This is a genomic window from Paenibacillus lupini (genome assembly GCF_011761355.1).
Taxonomy (GTDB): Bacteria; Bacillota; Bacilli; order Paenibacillales; family Paenibacillaceae; genus Pristimantibacillus; species Pristimantibacillus lupini.
In genome coordinates, this window is record NZ_JAASRW010000008.1 from 160532 (window position 1) to 179290 (window position 18759).

Genomic DNA, 18759 nt, shown 5'->3' on the forward strand with positions numbered 1-18759 from the left:
TGGCCTGTTTGTATGATTCATGTTCCGTACGATAGATCGGGAACAATCCAGATTTACGTTTGACATTCCGTTTGTGCGTTTGACCGGTATTGTCCCGGTGTAATGCCCTCGTACTTCTTGAAGAACCGGATAAATCCGATATCGTTGGAATAGCCGACGGCACCAGCGATGTGCGCAACGGTGCAGTCGGTTTCCGTTAACAGGCGTTTCGCCTCCTGCAGACGGATCTTGGCGATATATTCCACGATCGTTTGGCCCGTAGCTTTCTTGAAGAAAGAAGATAGGTAAGGCTGCGTAATATTCAGCTCGTCGGCAATAAACCCCACGCTCAGCATGTTCTGGCTGTAGCGCTCCCGGACGATCCGGTATACGGCTTCCAGCATCCGGCTTCCCTGATCGCTTCGCCCTGATTTCCAGAGCAGGCATACCTGACGGAAATCTTCTTTGAGCTGCCTGAAGGTTTCATTCGGATTCTGAAGGCTATTTGGATATAAGATTAACAATCGGCTTGTAAGCTGGTGATCCGCTCTTGGCGTATTTTGAACAATCCGGAACAAGGTTGACGATAGATGCATCAGAAAATAAGAGGCAATCGGCGAATCTGCCTCTCCGCTGCCGGCATGATCGGAATAAAGGGCTTCCAGCAGCTGCATCGTTTTGTCTTCTTCCCCCGATTTGACGTAATTCGTCAGCTGCTGCTCGATATCCAGAGGATAATAATAAGCGGGAATCTGATCCGGCAGCCTAATCGTGCCGTCGACAGCCGCATCATGCTTGCGAGTCTTGTCCAGCTGCTTGAGCGCATCCCTGAAGGCTTCGCCAATCGCCTGAATGTCATGGACAACAAAACTGGCGCCAATCGTAATACTCATCCGGAATCGCTCGCTGAGGACTTGATCAAGCTGTCGGCCGATTTCCGCAAGCTCCTCTTCCCATCCCTCTTCTATCCCCTTGAAATTAATTAATAATGCAATACTCCCTTGATCCAGCTCCGTAACGAAGCCGACATGCCGTTCGTTCGCAAGCTCGGTTGCAATATTCGAGATCACAAAATTGACAAACATCCATTCCTTATCCGCCTGGTCGCCGGGCAGTACACTTCCGTTCTCCGCATCGACCAGCATAACGGCAAAGTGATCCGATACAAACTGGACGTTCATAAACTGCAGCGATTCAGGCCGCATTTCATGCGGATCCGCGTAGCCTTTAATCAAACGGTTCAGAAAATGCAATCGTATAATGGGCGTCTGTTGCGAGAGCCTTGCTCTCAGCTCTGACTCCGTCAATCGCGCCGATTGAATGGAGGTGCGGATCATTTCGTATTCGATAGGGTCATGCCTGCGGGATGCCGGAGCGCTGCCGGTCAAAGCGGACACGAGGTCGCGGATCGGACGTGAGTTTTTGAAAGCCAGATATACCGACACCACTGCGCCTGATAACGCGGCCAGCACAAACAACAGCAGTGCCCAGTTCCGGACCTCGTTCACGTCCTTCAAAAAAACGCCCCGGGGCACTTCCAACACGTATTTCCAATCGTAAACTCTGGAGGAAGCGTAGGAAACGATCGTCTGCCGTCCGGTTAAGGCCGCTTTCAGCTTTCCGGCATCTCCATCCATATCCTCGTAATTCGCCAGCAATGATTGCCTGATGTCTGCTGTCGAGCTGATAACCCGGTTGGACGAATCCAAGATATAAATCTCGCCATTCCCCGCCTCTGCAAGCGTGTCCAGCATTTTCCGAAGCTGCTCTCCGTTAATCATAATAAACAGGGTTGCCATCCGTTTCGAACGGTCAACCCTCGGCAGCGTCTGCATGTAAGCGATAATTTCGTTTCTTTCTCCCAGTGCTCCGGTTGCCTGCATTCCGGGGATAAAGGAGCGGTAATGGTATCCGCTTTCAAATTGCTTTATCCAATCCCGCGCGCTCATGCCGTCAAAGCGGCTGACCGTATCAAACAAAAATTGCGGCGTCGTCTTAACGCCCGGTCCCAGCATCGTGCCGGATTTGGGTAAATACATATAGAAATCATAGATAAAGGGCGACAATAGTTTATAGCGCTCTAAATCCTCTGCCATTTCGATCATGTCGTACTGCTCCCTCTCAGACCATTGCACAGGGGTATTCATCATCTGATACAGCTTGGGATGGTTGGCGATTTGCTGTTCCAGCTGATCAATCGTCTGCAGCTGCCCATCAGCCAGCTCCCGAAGCTGACCAAGCATAGCCGAGTTTGTCTGCTCCACAGAATGCTCGACGACGTCATTCGCCCGCCAATAGAGCAGGCTGCCAATAATAATGAGCAACAGAAGAATTGCCATATAAGACCAAAACAACGCGGACCATGCACCTTTGAACCTTATCCAACGCAAACTCCCCATGATTCTCATCACTTTCCCCTGCTTTCCTTCACCGTTCAGAGTATACTCCCTGCTTACATCGGGTTTGATGTAAATCCCAGTATAACAAGATTGTACCTGCCAAGCCTTATCGATTCGTTGGATCGATAATCCATTTATAAGATTTCGGCTATCCGCGCATTAAAAAGGCATACAACAATCTCTGTTGTATGCCTGGTTCCAGATTATAATCTTGCTTGTTTCAACAGCTGCCGCAAGCACTAAGAGCCAAAGCTGCCGGCCAGCGAAAATGAAACCGGATTGGTTTCTTTTCTTTTTGAGGCTGCGATCCTCTTGTTTAGCTGCTCCAGATATAACTCCTCCGGCACAGGAAGCTCAATCGTCTCTCCTAGCCAGCTTGATAAATGCATCGCATTCGACAGCTGGAGGCTCCGTATGCCCTCTTCTCCGCCAGCAATCAGCGGCTCTCCGTCAAGCACTGCTTTTGCAAACGAGGCGATGACTCCAAGATGTTGGCTGTTATCTCCAACAGCCGGAACTACGGATACTTCAACATCCGGGCGGGAGAAGCCATCCTTCGACTCGAAGCAGTATTCCCGTTCGTTCTGACTGAGCTTATGAAGGGTTAATGTATCATGCTCGCATACCAGCTTACCCATCTCCAGCGTAATTTCAAGACGGTTCGTTCCTGGCAGATCAGCGGTTGTCGTCACAAATACGCCCGTTGCGCCATTTGCAAACTCCATGTAGGCTGTTACGTCATCTTCCACCTCAATATGATGCCATTTTCCCTCATGGCAAAAGGCTCGTACCTTCTGCGGCATGCCGCAGATCCATTGCAGCAGGTCTATATTATGAGGACATTGATTAATAAGCACGCCTCCGCCCTCGCCTGCCCAGGTTGCGCGCCAGCTTCCGGAATCGTAATAAGCCTGTGATCTGTACCAGTCGGTAATGATCCAGTTAACGCGCTTTATAGCCCCTAACTCCCCGCCTTGCACCAGCTCGTGCATTTTGCGATACATCGGATTGGTGCGCTGATTAAACATCATTCCGAACACGACGCCGCTTTTCTCCGCCTGCTCATTCATTTCCCGGACTTGCTTGGTATAGACGCCCGCCGGTTTTTCGCACAGGACATGCAGCCCTTTATGGAATGCCGTAATCGCCAGCCTCGGATGATCGTAATGCGGAGTGGCAATGATCACGGCATCGACCAGTCCGCTGTCCATCAATTCCTCGGCGCTTGCAAATCCGGCTACCGAGTCAGGCAAAAACATTTTGCATGTCTCAAGGCGGTTACTGTCCATCTCCGAGACTGCTGTCAGCTCTACTTCAGGAACTGCTCCATTACTTAGCTTCTTGGCGTGATCAGAGCCCATGTTACCCATTCCGATAATACCCATACGCAATTTCGTCATCCCAAATCCTCCTAGCGGTAGCCAAGCGCGGCCAGATTGTTATAACTGGTTTGCAGGCAATCGAACGGACTACCTTGACATACATCCTGCTCTACAAGCAAATACTTGGCATTCGTCTGCTCAAGCGCTTTCAGAATAGCCGGGAAATTCATATTCCCTTCCCCTACCGGTGCCATAAGCTGTTCCGTGCCCCGGACGGCCATATCCTTCAGATGAACGCAATGGAGCCGGTCCTTCAGCTTTCCGATCCACTCGCAAACATCCGCGCCAGCCGCCTGCACCCAATAGGTATCGAGCGTAATCCCCAGCTCTTCCGGGGAGAAGTCCTCAATTAACCGTTCAATCAGCCGCTTGCCGTTCCATTTTTGAAACTTCTCAAATTCGAAATGATGGTTATGGTACATAAACTGCTTGCCAGCCTTGGCAATTTTCCCGGTGGCTTCCCGGAAGTCTGCCGCAAAATAGTCATACCAGTCCGGCTCGCGGTATTTATCCGGCATACTGCCAATTCCGATATAGTTACAGCCCAAGATGTCATGCTCTTCAATTACTTTTTCCGTTTCGTTCAGAATGCGATCTGCATTGGTGTGGGTTAACGCAATCTTGAGGGATAATTCATCGCATATGGCTCTTAATACTGTGGGCTGAATATTTCCGATTGCTGAAACCTGAATGGTGCTATAGCCCATTTCTGCAATCCTTTGAAAGGTACGCCGAATATCCTTTTCCGTCTGGAGAAAGGCTCGGACCGTGTACAGCTGTGCCCCTAATATCATATAGACAGCTCCTCCTAATGTGTTCTCCCAATCTTGCTGCATATCCCTAATTATAGTTCTCCTGAAGAGATGTTCCATTGTCAATCGGGGCAATCACATTGCAAATATAGCGGTCATCCTCTAGACTAAAACTACCTATGCGGGAGGAGGAGTTTCTATGCACCTCGTCGATATACATACCGATTCCTTAATTCTTCATCATGCTGTCAGCAGAGAGAAAACAACGCAATATGCCCTTCACTGCCATAACTTTTATGAAGTGTTCTATTTTATCGCCGGCGATATTAGTTACCTCGTGGAAGGACAAAGGTATGTGCCAGAGCCGCATAGCCTACTGCTTATAGCGCCCCATGTCTTTCACGGTGTAAAAATAGAAAGCGATATCCCTTATGAAAGGATATCGCTTCATTTTGTTCCCGGGCTTTTGCCGCCGGAGAATCAGTCCGTTTTGCTGACAGCTTTCCACGCTTACCAAAGCGGGGGAGGGATCTATTATGCAAATGACGAGCAGAACGGTCTATTCGCCTTTCTTCAGCAGCTGATGGAAGCTCGACTTGCGGACGAGGCAATCCGGGATTTATCCCTTCGAATCCGTTTGGAAGCTCTTCTGTCCCAGATCCTGATTTTGAGCTATATGCAAAAAAAAGCCTCCAGTGACATTGCCGCAGTAAAATCCGTTTCTGCTGTCCTTGCGTATTTAAACGAACACATCACCGAGTCCATTACACTGGATGAATTGTCTGCTCGATTTTTTATAAGCAAACATCATTTGAACAAAGTTTTCCGTAAGGCAACTGGGACAACGGTTGGCAATTATTTAATCCACAAGCGTGTCGTGATGGCACAAAACCTGATTCAGCAAGGTCACACCGCCACCTCAGCTTCCGCCTCAGCTGGTTTTCATGATTATTCGGCCTTCTACCGGGCCTATAAAAATGTCCTGGGGCATTCGCCTTCCTCCAAAAGTATTCTGCTCCACTAAACCTAAAAAAAGCTAGGAGCCCAAATGCAGGCTCCTAGCTTCATTTTAAAACCAAAACTTACAGTTGACCTGCAATTTTTGCTTTCAAAGCGTCTTTTTGTTGTACGCCAACCATTTTGTCAACAGGTTGACCATCTTTGAACAGAATCAGCGTAGGGATACTCATTACGCCAAATTGCGAAGCCAATTCTGGCTCTTCGTCAACGTTGATTTTTGCGATTACTGCTTGGCCTTCCAGTTCAGTTGCAAGCTCCTCCACGATAGGAAGCTGCATTTTGCAAGGTCCGCACCAAGGTGCCCAGAAGTCTACCAAAGAAACGCCGTTTTGTACGCTAGTTGCAAAGTTTTCTTTCGTCAATGCTACTGCCATTGTAAATCATCCTCTCCATTTGGTTTATGATTAAGGGAATTCCGCCACGTACCGTTACTGTCGCCTAGTCACAGCCACAAGCATGAATTTGCTTCAGTACATCTTGAATCGTGATCCCACTAAAGTAGCCTTCCAGCTGCTTCTCGGCTGTACAGAAGATTCCAAACATAACCTGATTCATATTCGAGCCAACGACGCAATCCATACCCGGGTCACCCGAGCACCAGCTCGGAATAAACGAGCCTTGCGCCATGACGCGATATACATCACCAAGTGTAACGACATTGGGATCAATTGTAAGCCTGTAGCCGCCCCCTGCGCCTTCCCTCGTATCGACAAAGCCGCTTTTGCGTAAACCGCTCATGACTTTACGAACTCGTGCGGAGTGGGTGCCTACGTTGTCGGCGATCATCTCACTGCTTGCCATCCGCTCGGGCAGATAGGCTAAATAAACGAGACTGTGTACGGCAATCGTAAATTCGCTGTTCAATGTGAACGGCCTCCCTGTTTAGTACTGTAATAATATCAATTACAGTTAACATTGTCAATAGCAGGCCGCCCGATTTCCGCCACAGTCTATAGGGTGCGACGGCGGCACCCCCCTTATTCGCCAAGCCTTATGCTAGAAATTGAAATTCATGGGGTCCGAACCAAGACGACGGTTCTCATTCAAACCATCGATGGCCTCCATCTCTTCAGTTGTTAACTCAAAATTGAAAATATCTGCATTTTCGATAATCCGGCTTTTCGTTACGGACTTCGGTATGGTCACAATTCCGTTCTGCAAATCCCAGCGCAAAATAACCTGAGCAACTGATTTGCCATGCTTATGTCCGATCTCTTGTAAGAGTGGGACGTCCAAATGACCCTGTAATAAAGGGCTCCATGCTTCAAGCTGGATGTTGCGGTCCTTGCAGTAGCTTTGCAGCTCCGGTTGAGTCAGGAACGGCTGGAACTCCACCTGATTAACAGCTGGCACTATTTCGCAGCTGCCAAGCAGATCTTCCAGATGAGGAATTAGAAAATTGCTGACGCCAATAGCGCGTACATGACCATCCTTGTACAACTTCTCTAAGGCACGGTATGTATCTTTGTATTTGCCGGCAACCGGCCAGTGAACCAAATACAAATCAATCACATCAAGCTGAAGCTTTTGACGGCTATCCTCGAAAGCCTTAAGCGTGCTCTCGTAGCCTTGATTACTGTTCCATACCTTAGTCGTAATGAACAGCTCTTCGCGCTTCAATCCGCTTGCTGCGATCGCCCTGCCTACACCCTCTTCATTACCGTAGGCTGCCGCCGTATCAATACTGCGGTATCCTGCTTCAAGAGCATCTGCTATTGCCTGCTCCACTTGCGCACCTTCTTGCGTTTTGTACACACCAAGACCGAGCCAAGGCATCTTGACCCTGTTGTTTAATTCCGTACATTGCGTAATAGATGTAAAGTTACTCACAGCAAAGCTCCTCCTTTATTATAAGGTTCTGCTTCTTAAGGACACAGCTACACTATTTTACCATTGATCGCAGCTGATGAACAATTAAGCACCTATAGAATTATTAGCAAAAGTTCATAACAAAGCTGTCATGATCGCGGGAGATGCGCGAATACATATGTACGGAATGGCTAATCAGCAGGCGAGGGAGGTGTGTAGGAATGGCGCTGTGGTGGAATCGGTGGGTCGCCTTTCGAACCGAGGGCGGTTCCAGGGCAGAGGAAATTGACAGGCTTCAAGCACATTTCAAATCAAATGGGTTGAAATCAAAAATCACCCTGGAGGGAAGCTCGTTGAAACGAATTCATGTACGCAGCAAAGACGAGGACCGCGCCAAGGAGCTCGCGGCTTCATTCGACGCCGAGCACTCTAAGCTTTGATTCAGCCGCAATCCGCAGTTTCTTTTTAGGGCAGCAACTAGGCGGAGGGTAAACCTTCCTCTGGTTGCCGCCATTTTTTATCCATATCCAAAGCCTTGATCTTCGGGGAGATATGTGTATAATACAGGTTAGTGGTTTTCTAGGGTTCCGCTAAGCGTATTGCTTAGGTCTGGTCCGAGGGAAAACGCACAGCAATAGCTGTGATCACGGAAGGATAAAAACCTGGGAGTCGCCTGCGCCAGCAGTGTACTCCCAGGTTTTATTTTGCCATTTTTTAATCTAACATCACGTGTAAGGGGGAATATTTTTCATGAAAAAGCAATGGCTTCAAGTTTATGTAGCCGCTGTATTTGAAGTGCTGTGGGTGACCGGGCTGAAGCACGCAGACAATGGCTGGAGCTGGACCGGTACCTTTATCGCTATTCTTCTTAGCTTTATATTGCTTATCAGAGCAAGCAGTGAGCTTCCCGTCGGCACTGTCTATGCCGTCTTCGTAGGACTTGGCACAACCGGTACTGTCATCTCGGAATCTGTATTCTTTGGTCATCCGCTGCACGCAGCTAAATTATTGTTTATTGCACTTCTTATAATTGGCATCATTGGCCTGAAACTCGTTACACCAGAGCACGCAAATGCGGGCGATAAGAAAGGAGCTTCCTCATGAACTGGATATCTCTGATTTGCGCAGGTTTATTTGAAATGCTGGGCGTTGTGATGATGAACAAAGTAAATGAGAAGCGCAGCTTTAAAAACATCGCTCTCCTGCTTGTTGGCTTTGGCATGAGCTTTGTCTGCCTCTCCTATGCGATGCAAAGCCTTGATATGAGTATCGCTTATGCGATCTGGACGGGTATCGGCGCCACTGGCGGAGCCATCCTTGGTATGGTTCTATACGGTGAGCCTAGAAATGCACTGCGAATTTTCTTTATCACTCTTATCATCGGAGCTGTCGTAGGTCTTAAGCTCGTCGCTTAAGCAGAAACATCTGCACCTTCTCTAGGAGGAGCAGACGTTTCCGCTCCAGAACGCAATAAGGGGCTGTCCCTTAGCCATTTGGCTTCGGGACAGCCCCTTTGTGTATTTCATCGGCTCACTAAACAAAAAGAAGTGGACTGGTTAGGTGCCGATTACACTTCCATGATGATAGGAAGGATCATCGGCTTTCTTTTCGTTTGTTCATATAAGAATCGACCAAGCGCGTCTTTCACGTTTGATTTCAGCGTTGTCCATTGGTTCACGTTATCGCTGATGGATTTCGTAATCGTTCTTGTGACAATTCTGCCTGCTTCCTCAAGCAGTCCTTCCGACTCACGTACATAGACGAAACCACGGGAGATAATATCTGGTCCCGATTTGATGGTTTTGTCTTGCTTGCTGATCGTTACAACAACGACAAGAATGCCGTCTTGGGACAAATGCTTGCGGTCGCGAAGCACGATATTGCCGACATCGCCGATACCAAGTCCGTCGATATACGTATTGCCAGCCGGCACTTTGCCGGATTTGCGTGCATCGCCGTTAACGATTTCTACGATTTCGCCGTTATCGACGATAAAAGTATGACCTTGCTCTACGCCAACTGCTTCTGCCAGCTTCTTATGATGGAGCTGCATCCGGTATTCACCGTGAATAGGGATGAAATATTTCGGCTTCATCAATTGAAGCATCAGCTTCAGCTCTTCTTGGCTGCCGTGGCCGGATACGTGCATACCCGTCGTTGAACCAGAACCGTAGATTACGTTCGCTCCAAGACGGAACAGCTCGTCCACTGTACGGCCGATACTGCGCTCATTGCCCGGAATAGGCGTTGCCGAGATAATAACCGTATCACCTTCGAGAATTTCCACCTGGCGATGGTTCGAGCGAGCCATACGAGTCAATGCAGACATTGGCTCCCCCTGGCTGCCAGTACAAAGAATAACGACTTGATTATCCGCATAGCGGTTCACTTCGTTTGTCTCAATCAGCATGCCGTCCGGAATATCCAAATATCCAAGCTCCGAAGCAATGGTAATCATATTGACCATACTGCGTCCGATAATCGCGAGCTTCCGTCCAGTTACTGCAGCTGCATCAACGACCTGCTGCAGACGATACACGTTCGAAGCGAAAGTGGAGACGATAACACGGCGCTCTGCTTTGCGGAAAGCATCGATGAAATTAGCTCCTACGATACGTTCCGAAGGCGTAAAGCCCGGGCGCTCAGCGTTTGTACTTTCCGATAGCAGAGCAAGTACACCTCTGCGGCCAATCTCGGCCATACGATGAATATCCGCATGATCGCCAACCGGCGTTTGGTCAAATTTGAAGTCGCCTGTATGAACGACTACACCTTCCGGTGTATCAAGCACGACACCAAGGGAATCCGGAATACTGTGGTTTGTCTTGAAGAAAGTCGCCGTCATGGAGCCCAGCTTGAGCTCGGAATCCGAATTAATCAAGTGGCGCTCCGTCGTTCCCAGAAGACCAGCTTCCTTCAATTTCCCTTCGATCAATCCCATTGTCAATCGACTTGCGTAGACAGGCATGCTCAGCTGCTTCAAGATATACGGAAGGCCGCCAATATGGTCCTCGTGGCCATGCGTAATGAGCAATGCTCTAACCTTGTCCTTATTCTCGATAAGGTATGTGATATCCGGCACGATGATGTCGATGCCAAGAAGCTCCTCATCCGGGAATTTGGAACCGCAATCAATTACAATAATATCGTTCGCGTATTGTACTGCGTACATATTCTTGCCAATTTCGCCTACGCCGCCCAAGGCAAAAATGGTTAGTTTCTTATCCGTTTTATGGTTATTCAAAAATAATCCTCCTATTTATAAGACTGCGACGATTGTTATACTTCAAACTAAAATCCGAACCAGTCACTTGCCACCATTATAGCACGAAAAAATAACAAAATGGAAATAGGCTGTTCAGCCTTTTTAAAACTCAATACTACGCTTATATTTCATTCACGAAACGTATGCTGCCACTTAATGAAGATGCATCCGTTTTCGCTAGTCCCTGCTGAATTTCCTCCAAGCCGCAATCGCCGCGTTCACGGTCAATCCAAGTGCCACGCCTATGATTACTGCTGCCAAATTAAGCCCATGTACGAATAGCAGCAGTACGCCGCCTCCCGAATCATCCTCTGGAAGTGGAAAAATAACACCCATCAGATAACCGGTAACGACCAGCATCGGCACCCAAATAACAGGGATAAACAATGCAAAATACCAATATTTACGGCGGAACCACACTATAACAGGCAACGCATATACTGCCGATGTTACTGCAAAAACGATGTATGCCTCATCTATAGCGGCACTATAGCGATAGGCCAGTTGAAAAAAAGTATTCCCGATTAGCGCGTAAATAACGCTTGCGAGTACAACGAAAAGTGTTGCCTGGCTAAACCCAGGTCTCGCAGACGGCTTCATTATCACTTAATGATCCCTTTAAGAGCATCCATAAAGGCTGTCATCTCTTCATCCGTCCCAACCGTTACACGCAAATATTGATCAATACGCGGCTGTTTGAAATAGCGGACAAGTACACCCTGCTCACGCAGCTGTTGGAACAACTGCTCTGCAGCATGATCGGGATGGGAAATGAATACAAAGTTTGCTGCGGAATCCGTTACCTTAAAGCCAATCTCCTTCAGCTCCGCCGTTACCTTATCGCGTGTATTAATGACCTTCGCTGTAATCTCACGGAAATACGCCTCATCTTTAATCGCAGCAACGGAGCCTGCAAGCGCAAGGCGGTCAAGCGTATAAGAGTTGAACGAGTTCTTGACGCGGTTAAGCCCATCAATCAATTCCTCACTGCCAAGTGCCCAGCCTACACGAAGACCTGCAAGCGAGCGGGACTTCGAAAGTGTCTGGACGACGAGCAGATTCGGGTATTCGTTCACGAGCTTCGCTGCAGATTCCCCGCCAAAATCAATATAAGCCTCATCAATAAGAACAACTTGATCCGGATTTTGGGTGAGCAGACTCCGAATGTCATCGAGCGAGATCAGCATCGCAGTAGGTGCATTCGGATTCGGGATAACAATCCCCCCGGATTCGCGGCGGCTGAACTCATCAAGCGGCAGCTTGAACTGCTCGTCCAATGGGATAATGTCAGCTTTAAGCTGATAAAACTCTGCATACACCTTATAGAAGCTGTATGTAATATCGGCGAAGGCTACCGGCTTCGCAGGGTTAAAGAACGCTGCAAAAGCGAAAGCGAGCACTTCATCAGAACCGTTGCCTACAAAAACTTGCGATGGAGCAACCTCGAAATAATCAGCGATTGTCCGAACAAGCGTATCGCAGGTTGGATCTGGGTACAGACGTAAATCATCGTTAGTCACTGCCCGGATTGCTTCCAATACTTTTGGTGAAGGCGGATACGGGTTTTCATTGGTGTTCAGCTTAATATATTTTTTGTCCTTCGGCTGCTCCCCTGGTACATAAGGAACTAAAGAGGCCGTGAGTGGACTCCAAAACTTACTCAATGTTCATTCTCCCCTCAAGTTTTATATCATGCTATGACTTACATTCATTGTAATCTTAAGGCTTGTCTTATAGCTTGCGGCCAACAATAATCAAATCACGCTCTACCCCGTCGAGCTCTGCAACCTTCGGCAGGTTAGCCCATTCTTCAAAGCCGAACTTCCGGAGCAGTGCAAGACTTGGCTCATTATGGCCAAATACAAATCCAAGCAGCGTACGAAGACCAAGTCCGGGAGCTGCTTCCAGTGCCTTCTGAATAAGGAACGATCCAATGCCGCGTGCCCGGTGCTCCTGATCGATATAAATACTGACCTCAGCCGTTGCATTGTAAGCCGGGCGCCCATAGAAAGACTGAAAGCTCAGCCAGGCGATCATATTCCCTTCGTCTTCAAGCACCCATAACGGACGAAAATCCGGTGAATGCTCGTCATACCATCTCATTCTGCTTTCCACAGTCACCGGCTCAAGATCAGCCGTCACTTGGCGGGATGCAATAGTAGAATTGTATATTTCAACGATGCGGGGCAGATCGGCCAGTCCGGCATCTCGGATCGTATAATTGCTGTTCATTATTAATTCTCTCCTTACACCTTGTATCCTTTTTTATGATTGTACAGCGAGCGCAATTTTTCCGCACGTATAAATAATTTAACCAGTTGGAAACAAAAACAAAGGGACTGTCCCATAAGTCATTTAAAATGACACGGGATGTCCCTTTTTTAATTCAGGTTAAGATAGCAGACTGCGCATTCAAATGTTCTTCCGATCGCCATTGCTCGGGGATTCTTTGAATGAATAGGATAAGGTTGGAATCCCCGAGCAAAAGCGAACGCTTAAAGCTTTCCGCTGGAAAGCTACTTCGTAAGCTTCATCTTCGCTTCTCCAGAATCATTCGAATTGCTCCGTTTGCAACTAACCCATTGTAAAACACATTCCTATACACCCTATTCACTGCCGTCATGAACAACAACAGTACCTGCAATAAAGTCATGGATTGCGCGTTTGTCTTCCCGCAGACCTACCATAAAAGCACTGACCACGGCCCCGATGCCAAAGGTAACCGCATAGATTAAACCGCCGACCAATTGGCGAAGCAGCATCGTACCGATGCCGATTGGCATACCATCCAGTCGTTTAATTTGAATGCTGCAGATCTTTTTCCCAATGGTGTACCCATTCCATATGATAGGAATCAGCAAGGAATATAGAAAGGATACAATATTCGAAAACGCGCTGTCTGCCTTGCCAAATAGGATCGAGGAAATAATGGCAAGCGGAATACCGATAATCAGTCCATCCAAGATTGCTGCACCAAGCCGTCTCCAAAAGCCGGCTCGCATATGGTTATCCATGTTGTTCCTCCCTAGTTCATGATTAGTTACGATTATTATGAACGACAACTGTTCCTGCGATAAAGTCATGAAGGGCTCGTTTATCTTCCCGAGCAGCCACCATAATAGCGCTGATAATTAATGCAACACCTAAAGTAAACCCATATACAAGGCCTCCTATGAGAAGGCGCATCAGCATAGTGCCAATACTCAGAGGCTCGTCGTCCAGACGCTTGATCTGAATGCCGCATATCTTCTTGCCAACCGTATAACCGCTGTAATACACCGGTACCAATAAGCCGTACAGGAACATGCCTAGTCTGCCTATGATGTCTCTATACTCCCCAAATACAAGTGCAATAAGGGAGATAGGAATACCAATAATGATTCCATCCAAAATGACAGCTCCTAGACGCACCCAAAAACCGGCATGTCTTTGTAAAACCATTCATAATCCTCCCTATCTTCTCTATTTGGAACCCTTATTCTCTTTACTTAACCTATTACGTGCCAATTTTACTTATGAGTCACAAATTTGCAAACTACCATCCCTGGCTTAAAATTCGCCATCTTCCTACAATTCCCTCTCTTATTTTCCAATTTATATGATGTTTGCATAAAAAAAGCCGGGTTGCCCATTATGGATAACCCGGCATTACAGGCGCTATTCGGCGCTACTATTTAAGCTTTCGACGGATCAAACGAGCTCTTCAGCGATACAATCCGGTTGAACACCAGGTTCTCTTCTGTCGAATCCTTCGGATCAACATTGAAATAACCATGGCGGAAGAATTGGAACTTGTCGTGGCCCTTCGCATCCTTCATGTTTGGCTCTACGAAGCCTTTCAGCACTTGCTCATTATTCGGATTGATGCATTCAAGGAATGGCTTGCCTTCCTCTTCTGCTTCACTTGTAATAAGCGGCTCATAGAGACGGAAGTCTGCAGGAACGGCTTGCGATGCTTCAACCCAGTGAATAGTACCTTTCACTTTACGGGCATTAAAGCCGGAACCACTCTTCGTTGCCGGATCATAGGTGCAGTGAAGCTCGATCACATTGCCAGCCTCATCCTTGATCACTTCTTGGCAAGTAATGAAGTAAGCATGCTTCAGGCGCACTTCATTGCCAGGGAACAGACGGAAGTATTTCGCCACAGGATTTTCCATGAAATCGTCTTGTTCAATGTAGATCTCACGGGAGAACGGAATTTGGCGTGTGCCCATTTCCTCGTTCTCGGCGTTATTTTCCGCTTCGAGCATCTCAACTTGGCCTTCCGGATAGTTCGTAATAACAACCTTAAGCGGCTGCAGAACGGCCATCGTACGAAGGGCCTTCATCTTCAGATCTTCGCGGATAAAATGCTCCAGCATCCGTTCATCAACGGTGCTGTTCGCTTTGGCAACACCAATCTCGCGGCAGAATGCGCGGATTGCTTCAGCGGTATAGCCTTTGCGGCGAAGACCGCTGATCGTTGGCATACGCGGGTCATCCCAAGCGGTAACGACACGCTCGTCAACAAGCTGCTTCAGCTTTCTTTTGCTCATTACCGTATTAGTGATGTTCAGACGAGCAAATTCATATTGCTTCGGTACGTCTGCCATCTCGCATTCCGCAATCGTCCAATCATAGAGAGGACGGTGGTCAGCAAATTCAAGCGTACAGATCGAATGCGTGATGCCTTCGATGGCATCACTGATCGGATGTGCGTAATCGTACATCGGATAGATGCACCATGCATCGCCAGTCCGGTGATGATGAGCATGAGCGATACGGTACAGTACAGGGTCACGGAAGTTGATATTAGGCGAAGCCATATCAATCTTCGCACGCAGTACTTTCTCGCCATCCTTGAACTCGCCTGCACGCATTCTCGCGAACAGGTCAAGATTCTCTTCTACGCTGCGGCTGCGGAAAGGGCTGTCTTGTCCAGGCTGTGTCAGTGTACCGCGCATCTCGCGCATTTGCTCGGCAGTCAGATCACACACATACGCTTTCCCTTTGCGGATCAGCAGGACTGCACGATTATATAACTCTTCGAAATAGTCGGATGCAAAACGCAGATCATCCCAATCAAAGCCGAGCCAGCGCACGTCCTCTTTGATTGACTCGACATATTCCGTATCTTCTTTAACCGGATTCGTATCATCGAAACGAAGGTTCGTCTTTCCTTTGAACTCATCGGCAAGCTCGAAGTTCAGGCAGATCGATTTCGCATGTCCAATATGCAAATATCCATTTGGTTCCGGCGGAAAGCGGGTCACGATTTCCTGCACGTGGCCTTCCTTCAAATCTTCGACGACGATGTTCTTAATAAAGTTAGAGGATGATACCTTGTTCTCCACTGTGTTTTCCACGGCGACCAACCTTTCCCGTAAATAATTATCTTCTTATCATACACAAATTTACGAGAAAATACACTGTGAAACTGCCAGTAGAGACAGTCTTCTAGAATAAGAAGTCCAGTGCACCCGTCGAGTGGAGCAGAACAAGTACAACAAGAATCGGAGCAACATACTTCACCATAAAGATCCAAATTCGGTACCATCGCGACGACAAGCCTGCTTCATCCTCAGCATTCTTCCATACATGCCCAGCAAAGATTGTGATAAGCAGGCCGCCAAGCGGCAGCAAAATGTTAGAGCAGATGAAATCCATCCAATCGAAGAAGGACTTATCTCCGAACTGTAATCCTCCAACAGCCCCGCCTACTGAAATAGCGGAAGGTATACCGATTAGGAACAGAAGCAGTGTAATGACAATAACGGAGAGTCCACGACCCCAGCCGAACCTTTCACGGACGAAAGCTACTGGAACTTCAAGCAAGCCAACCGTCGATGTTAACGCTGCAAACGCAAGGAGAACAAAGAATAAGCCGCCGAATAGGCTGCCAAACGGCATTGCTGCGAAAGCAGCAGGCAAGGCAACGAATACAAGCCCCGGTCCTTGGCCTGGTGCAATATCAAATGCAAAGGATGTTGGGAAAATAATTAGCCCAGCAAGGAAGGCATATAACAAGTCACCAAGACCAATTGCAAGCGTCCCTGCACCAAGTGACTGTCTTTTGTCTACATAAGCACCGTACGTGACCATCGTCCCCATACCAAGCGATAAGGAGAAGAAGGCATGTCCTAGGGCGACAAGCGCCGATTCTGGTGTCAGCTTGCTGAAGTCCGGATTAAGGAAAAACGACACGCCATCTCCCGCACCATCAAGCGTTAAAGCACGAATAACTAAAGTGATAAGCAGAATAACGAGACCAGGAATTAAAATCTTATTGAATTTCTCGATCCCAGCGGAAACCCCTTTTAGGATAACCACGGCTGTCAGCACCAAAGCAAGGAGCTGCCACCATACCGGCTGCCAGCTGCCAATGAAGGCACCAAATTTACCAGAATAATCAGAATCCGAGAATAGATTTCCAGTAAAGGATTGTACGGCATAATACATCGTCCAACCGGCAACAACCGAATAGAACGATAAAATAAGGAACGGAGCAAGAATCATAAGAAATCCGAGCCAGCCCCAGCCCTTCTGCTTGCTTAAGCGGCTGAAGGAAGCCACTACACTTCCGCGTCCACCGCGGCCTATTGTAAGCTCCGCCATTAAGACGGGCAAACCTACAGCAAGCAAACAAATGATGAACATGAGGAAAAAGGCCGCTCCGCCATATTTCCCCGTAATATATGGAAACTTCCACATATTGCCCAGCCCTACCGCACTGCCGATTGCAGCGAAAATAAAGCCCGACTTCGAGAACCGCTCTCCCCCGTCTGCTAAAGATGGGGCGGCAGTATCCTTGTTTTGATCAACCATTTTACAACCAACCTCTCTTGTGTCTTCACCTGATGTTGTTAAGGCCTATTATTTACTTCCAGTTCGAGAAAAAACCGGAATGCTTATCGTACTATTTTTCATACGCTCATACAAGAACGAAGTGAACGGATGGTGAACACGTCCATGGCGGCACAACCGATCGTTATCCTCCCCTGCGGCGGCTGGCAGGGCATTCCTGTCTATCAGCGAAGCTGGCTGGAGGGGCTTGTACAGAAACGAAAACTCTTCGCTGCTGCGGATGATGCTCCAAGCCCTGTTGAACCACTTCCCTTCGATCAACTAGGCTCAGTAGAGTGGAATAGCGCCGCAGCTATTGTCATGCATCCGGCTTGGGTTCATATCATCGTACCGTTCAAACCCCGCTGTCTGATTGTCATGCTGCATGAGTCGGAACAGGAGGAGGAAGAGCTGTGGCGCCAATGCCGCTCCTGGCTGTCTGCCAGCGCGACACTTGTCGTCGCCAGCTCAGAGGCGCAATATTTGGAGCAGTCGTTTCGCCGCAGCGGTGTCTTCCTGATGGACGGTTTAGATGAAACGTCAGACCTGTTCGCCAAGCAGGCCATCGAATGGCATATCGATGGATTCGAATCCGACACGCTCATTCGGCTGCAGCAGCGGCATCGGGCTAATTGGAGAGACGGATTGCTGCAAAAGCAAGAGCATACCACTGATGCTGAGGCTCAGGGATACGCTGACGGACTCTTTTTCCATTCGATCTATCGGTACCTGACTGGAGAAGCTGATCGTTCGCGCGAGCTATTATTGGCTTCGTTCGAACGTATGCTGCTGGAGGGGCGTGAGCAGACCCTTTCTAATGTATACCGCTTCCTGTCAGCGATTGAGCTGGAGAAAGGACGTATCCAGGATGCCGTCCGAACTTACGGTTATACCGCACAAAACGAGGTGGAATGGCGCTATTTTGATCAAATGACGGAATGGCTTGCAAGTAGAAAGTGTGACTTAGCTAAAGCTCTGCTCTATCGCTTAAATGATGATTACCGCAAAGCGGCCGCTCTGCTAGAACCCTTAACGGAGGATTCGGATGCACGGAAACTGCTGATCGAGACCTATATGCTCATGGGAGAATTGAGACGCGCCTGCGCTCTTATTCGTCTAGAGCACCAGCAAGCTGATCTTGATCGCAAGCAATGGCTGCACTTGCAAGGGATGGCGCTGCTGCTCGAGGGCAAACGGCACGAGGCCATCCACTGCTTTCTTCAGGCTGGTGAGAACAGACAGGAGGATTTAAACGGGATAATCGAGCTCGCTGTTATGGACGGTGTTGCACGGGAGATGACTCTAGGAAATAAGGAGGCCAATTGAGG

19 protein-coding genes and 1 riboswitch are annotated in these 18759 nt (G+C 48.3%); of the genes, 5 read left to right on the forward strand and 14 right to left on the reverse strand.

From position 1 onward, the window contains the following. Positions 1–53 precede the first annotated feature (53 nt). The 3 genes from FHS17_RS24140 to FHS17_RS24150 all read right to left on the reverse strand — a co-directional run bounded on the left by FHS17_RS24140 (position 54) and on the right by FHS17_RS24150 (position 4554). Complete coding sequence (locus tag FHS17_RS24140; protein ID WP_167281022.1) at positions 54–2387, reverse strand: AraC family transcriptional regulator; 2334 nt, start codon at positions 2385–2387, stop codon at positions 54–56. Positions 2388–2617: 230 nt separating this feature from the next. Next, a complete protein-coding gene (locus FHS17_RS24145) occupies positions 2618–3778 on the reverse strand; it encodes a Gfo/Idh/MocA family protein (protein ID WP_167281023.1) in 1161 nt (386 codons plus the stop codon). Between the two features lie 11 nt (positions 3779–3789). After that, positions 3790–4554 (reverse strand): sugar phosphate isomerase/epimerase family protein, encoded by a 765-nt coding sequence (locus tag FHS17_RS24150; protein WP_167281024.1) that lies wholly within the window; start codon positions 4552–4554, stop codon positions 3790–3792. 157 nt (positions 4555–4711) lie between these two features. Here FHS17_RS24150 and FHS17_RS24155 point away from each other — a divergent pair, with 157 nt between their 5' ends. Continuing rightward, a complete protein-coding gene (locus tag FHS17_RS24155; protein ID WP_167281025.1) occupies positions 4712–5536 on the forward strand; it encodes an AraC family transcriptional regulator in 825 nt (274 codons plus the stop codon). 58 nt (positions 5537–5594) lie between these two features. Here the strand turns inward: FHS17_RS24155 and trxA are convergent, their stop codons facing one another. The 3 genes from trxA to FHS17_RS24170 all read right to left on the reverse strand — a co-directional run bounded on the left by trxA (position 5595) and on the right by FHS17_RS24170 (position 7308). Next, a complete protein-coding gene (gene trxA, locus FHS17_RS24160; protein ID WP_167281026.1) occupies positions 5595–5906 on the reverse strand; it encodes a thioredoxin in 312 nt (103 codons plus the stop codon). 64 nt (positions 5907–5970) lie between these two features. After that, positions 5971–6396: an RrF2 family transcriptional regulator gene (locus FHS17_RS24165; RefSeq protein WP_167281027.1), complete on the reverse strand. Its 426-nt coding sequence runs from the start codon at positions 6394–6396 to the stop codon at positions 5971–5973. A 132-nt stretch (positions 6397–6528) separates the two neighbouring features. Continuing rightward, a complete protein-coding gene (locus tag FHS17_RS24170; RefSeq protein ID WP_167281191.1) occupies positions 6529–7308 on the reverse strand; it encodes an aldo/keto reductase in 780 nt (259 codons plus the stop codon). Positions 7309–7562: 254 nt separating this feature from the next. On the opposite strand from FHS17_RS24170, the gene FHS17_RS24175 reads away from it, so the two are divergent. From FHS17_RS24175 to FHS17_RS24185, 3 genes are all read left to right on the forward strand, one after another. Next, positions 7563–7781, forward strand: coding sequence for a hypothetical protein (locus tag FHS17_RS24175; RefSeq protein WP_167281028.1), 219 nt, complete (start codon positions 7563–7565; stop codon positions 7779–7781). A 128-nt stretch (positions 7782–7909) separates the two neighbouring features. After that, positions 7910–8012, forward strand: a riboswitch (guanidine-I (ykkC/yxkD leader). 79 nt (positions 8013–8091) lie between these two features. Beyond that, positions 8092–8445, forward strand: coding sequence for a DMT family transporter (locus tag FHS17_RS24180; protein ID WP_167281029.1), 354 nt, complete (start codon positions 8092–8094; stop codon positions 8443–8445). Then, complete coding sequence (locus tag FHS17_RS24185) at positions 8442–8756, forward strand: DMT family transporter (RefSeq protein WP_167281030.1); 315 nt, start codon at positions 8442–8444, stop codon at positions 8754–8756. Before FHS17_RS24180 ends, FHS17_RS24185 begins: the two co-directional genes overlap by 4 nt. A 152-nt stretch (positions 8757–8908) precedes the next feature. Here the strand turns inward: FHS17_RS24185 and FHS17_RS24190 are convergent, their stop codons facing one another. The 8 genes from FHS17_RS24190 to FHS17_RS24225 all read right to left on the reverse strand — a co-directional run bounded on the left by FHS17_RS24190 (position 8909) and on the right by FHS17_RS24225 (position 17413). Beyond that, a complete protein-coding gene (locus tag FHS17_RS24190) occupies positions 8909–10585 on the reverse strand; it encodes a ribonuclease J (protein WP_167281031.1) in 1677 nt (558 codons plus the stop codon). Between the two features lie 198 nt (positions 10586–10783). Next, positions 10784–11212, reverse strand: a complete 429-nt coding sequence (locus FHS17_RS24195; protein WP_167281032.1) for a hypothetical protein — start codon at positions 11210–11212, stop codon at positions 10784–10786. Further along, positions 11209–12270: a histidinol-phosphate transaminase gene (gene hisC / locus FHS17_RS24200; protein WP_167281033.1), complete on the reverse strand. Its 1062-nt coding sequence runs from the start codon at positions 12268–12270 to the stop codon at positions 11209–11211. The genes FHS17_RS24195 and hisC overlap by 4 nt, the downstream gene beginning before the upstream one ends. Positions 12271–12337: 67 nt before the next feature. Further along, complete coding sequence (locus tag FHS17_RS24205; protein WP_167281034.1) at positions 12338–12838, reverse strand: GNAT family N-acetyltransferase; 501 nt, start codon at positions 12836–12838, stop codon at positions 12338–12340. Positions 12839–13212: 374 nt separating this feature from the next. After that, the gene (locus FHS17_RS24210; RefSeq protein WP_167281035.1) at positions 13213–13620 is read right to left on the reverse strand and encodes an RDD family protein; all 408 of its coding nucleotides are present in this window, start codon (positions 13618–13620) and stop codon (positions 13213–13215) included. A 22-nt stretch (positions 13621–13642) separates the two neighbouring features. Beyond that, positions 13643–14047 carry an RDD family protein gene (locus tag FHS17_RS24215; RefSeq protein WP_167281036.1) on the reverse strand — a complete coding sequence of 135 codons (405 nt, stop codon included), beginning with the start codon at positions 14045–14047 and terminating at the stop codon, positions 13643–13645. Between the two features lie 233 nt (positions 14048–14280). After that, entirely contained in the window at positions 14281–15942 is a 1662-nt protein-coding gene (locus FHS17_RS24220) for a glutamine--tRNA ligase/YqeY domain fusion protein (protein ID WP_167281192.1), read from the reverse strand. A gap of 103 nt (positions 15943–16045) precedes the next feature. Continuing rightward, positions 16046–17413, reverse strand: coding sequence for a sodium-dependent transporter (locus FHS17_RS24225; RefSeq protein ID WP_167281037.1), 1368 nt, complete (start codon positions 17411–17413; stop codon positions 16046–16048). Between the two features lie 144 nt (positions 17414–17557). Here FHS17_RS24225 and FHS17_RS24230 point away from each other — a divergent pair, with 144 nt between their 5' ends. Next, entirely contained in the window at positions 17558–18757 is a 1200-nt protein-coding gene (locus FHS17_RS24230) for a hypothetical protein (RefSeq protein WP_167281038.1), read from the forward strand. Positions 18758–18759 lie beyond the last annotated feature (2 nt).

Excerpts from the sequence above, each read along its gene's own strand:
- FHS17_RS24140 (WP_167281022.1), bottom strand. The coding sequence starts at position 2,387 with ATGAGAATCATGGGGAGTTTGCGTTGGATAAGGTTCAAAGGTGCATGG.
- FHS17_RS24145 (WP_167281023.1), bottom strand. The coding sequence starts at position 3,778 with ATGACGAAATTGCGTATGGGTATTATCGGAATGGGTAACATGGGCTCT.
- FHS17_RS24150 (WP_167281024.1), bottom strand. The coding sequence starts at position 4,554 with ATGATATTAGGGGCACAGCTGTACACGGTCCGAGCCTTTCTCCAGACG.
- FHS17_RS24155 (WP_167281025.1), top strand. The coding sequence starts at position 4,712 with ATGCACCTCGTCGATATACATACCGATTCCTTAATTCTTCATCATGCT.
- trxA (WP_167281026.1), bottom strand. The coding sequence starts at position 5,906 with ATGGCAGTAGCATTGACGAAAGAAAACTTTGCAACTAGCGTACAAAAC.
- FHS17_RS24170 (WP_167281191.1), bottom strand. The coding sequence starts at position 7,308 with ATGCCTTGGCTCGGTCTTGGTGTGTACAAAACGCAAGAAGGTGCGCAA.
- FHS17_RS24175 (WP_167281028.1), top strand. The coding sequence starts at position 7,563 with ATGGCGCTGTGGTGGAATCGGTGGGTCGCCTTTCGAACCGAGGGCGGT.
- FHS17_RS24180 (WP_167281029.1), top strand. The coding sequence starts at position 8,092 with ATGAAAAAGCAATGGCTTCAAGTTTATGTAGCCGCTGTATTTGAAGTG.
- FHS17_RS24185 (WP_167281030.1), top strand. The coding sequence starts at position 8,442 with ATGAACTGGATATCTCTGATTTGCGCAGGTTTATTTGAAATGCTGGGC.
- FHS17_RS24205 (WP_167281034.1), bottom strand. The coding sequence starts at position 12,838 with ATGAACAGCAATTATACGATCCGAGATGCCGGACTGGCCGATCTGCCC.
- FHS17_RS24210 (WP_167281035.1), bottom strand. The coding sequence starts at position 13,620 with ATGGATAACCATATGCGAGCCGGCTTTTGGAGACGGCTTGGTGCAGCA.
- FHS17_RS24215 (WP_167281036.1), bottom strand. The coding sequence starts at position 14,047 with ATGGTTTTACAAAGACATGCCGGTTTTTGGGTGCGTCTAGGAGCTGTC.
- FHS17_RS24225 (WP_167281037.1), bottom strand. The coding sequence starts at position 17,413 with ATGGTTGATCAAAACAAGGATACTGCCGCCCCATCTTTAGCAGACGGG.
- FHS17_RS24230 (WP_167281038.1), top strand. The coding sequence starts at position 17,558 with ATGGCGGCACAACCGATCGTTATCCTCCCCTGCGGCGGCTGGCAGGGC.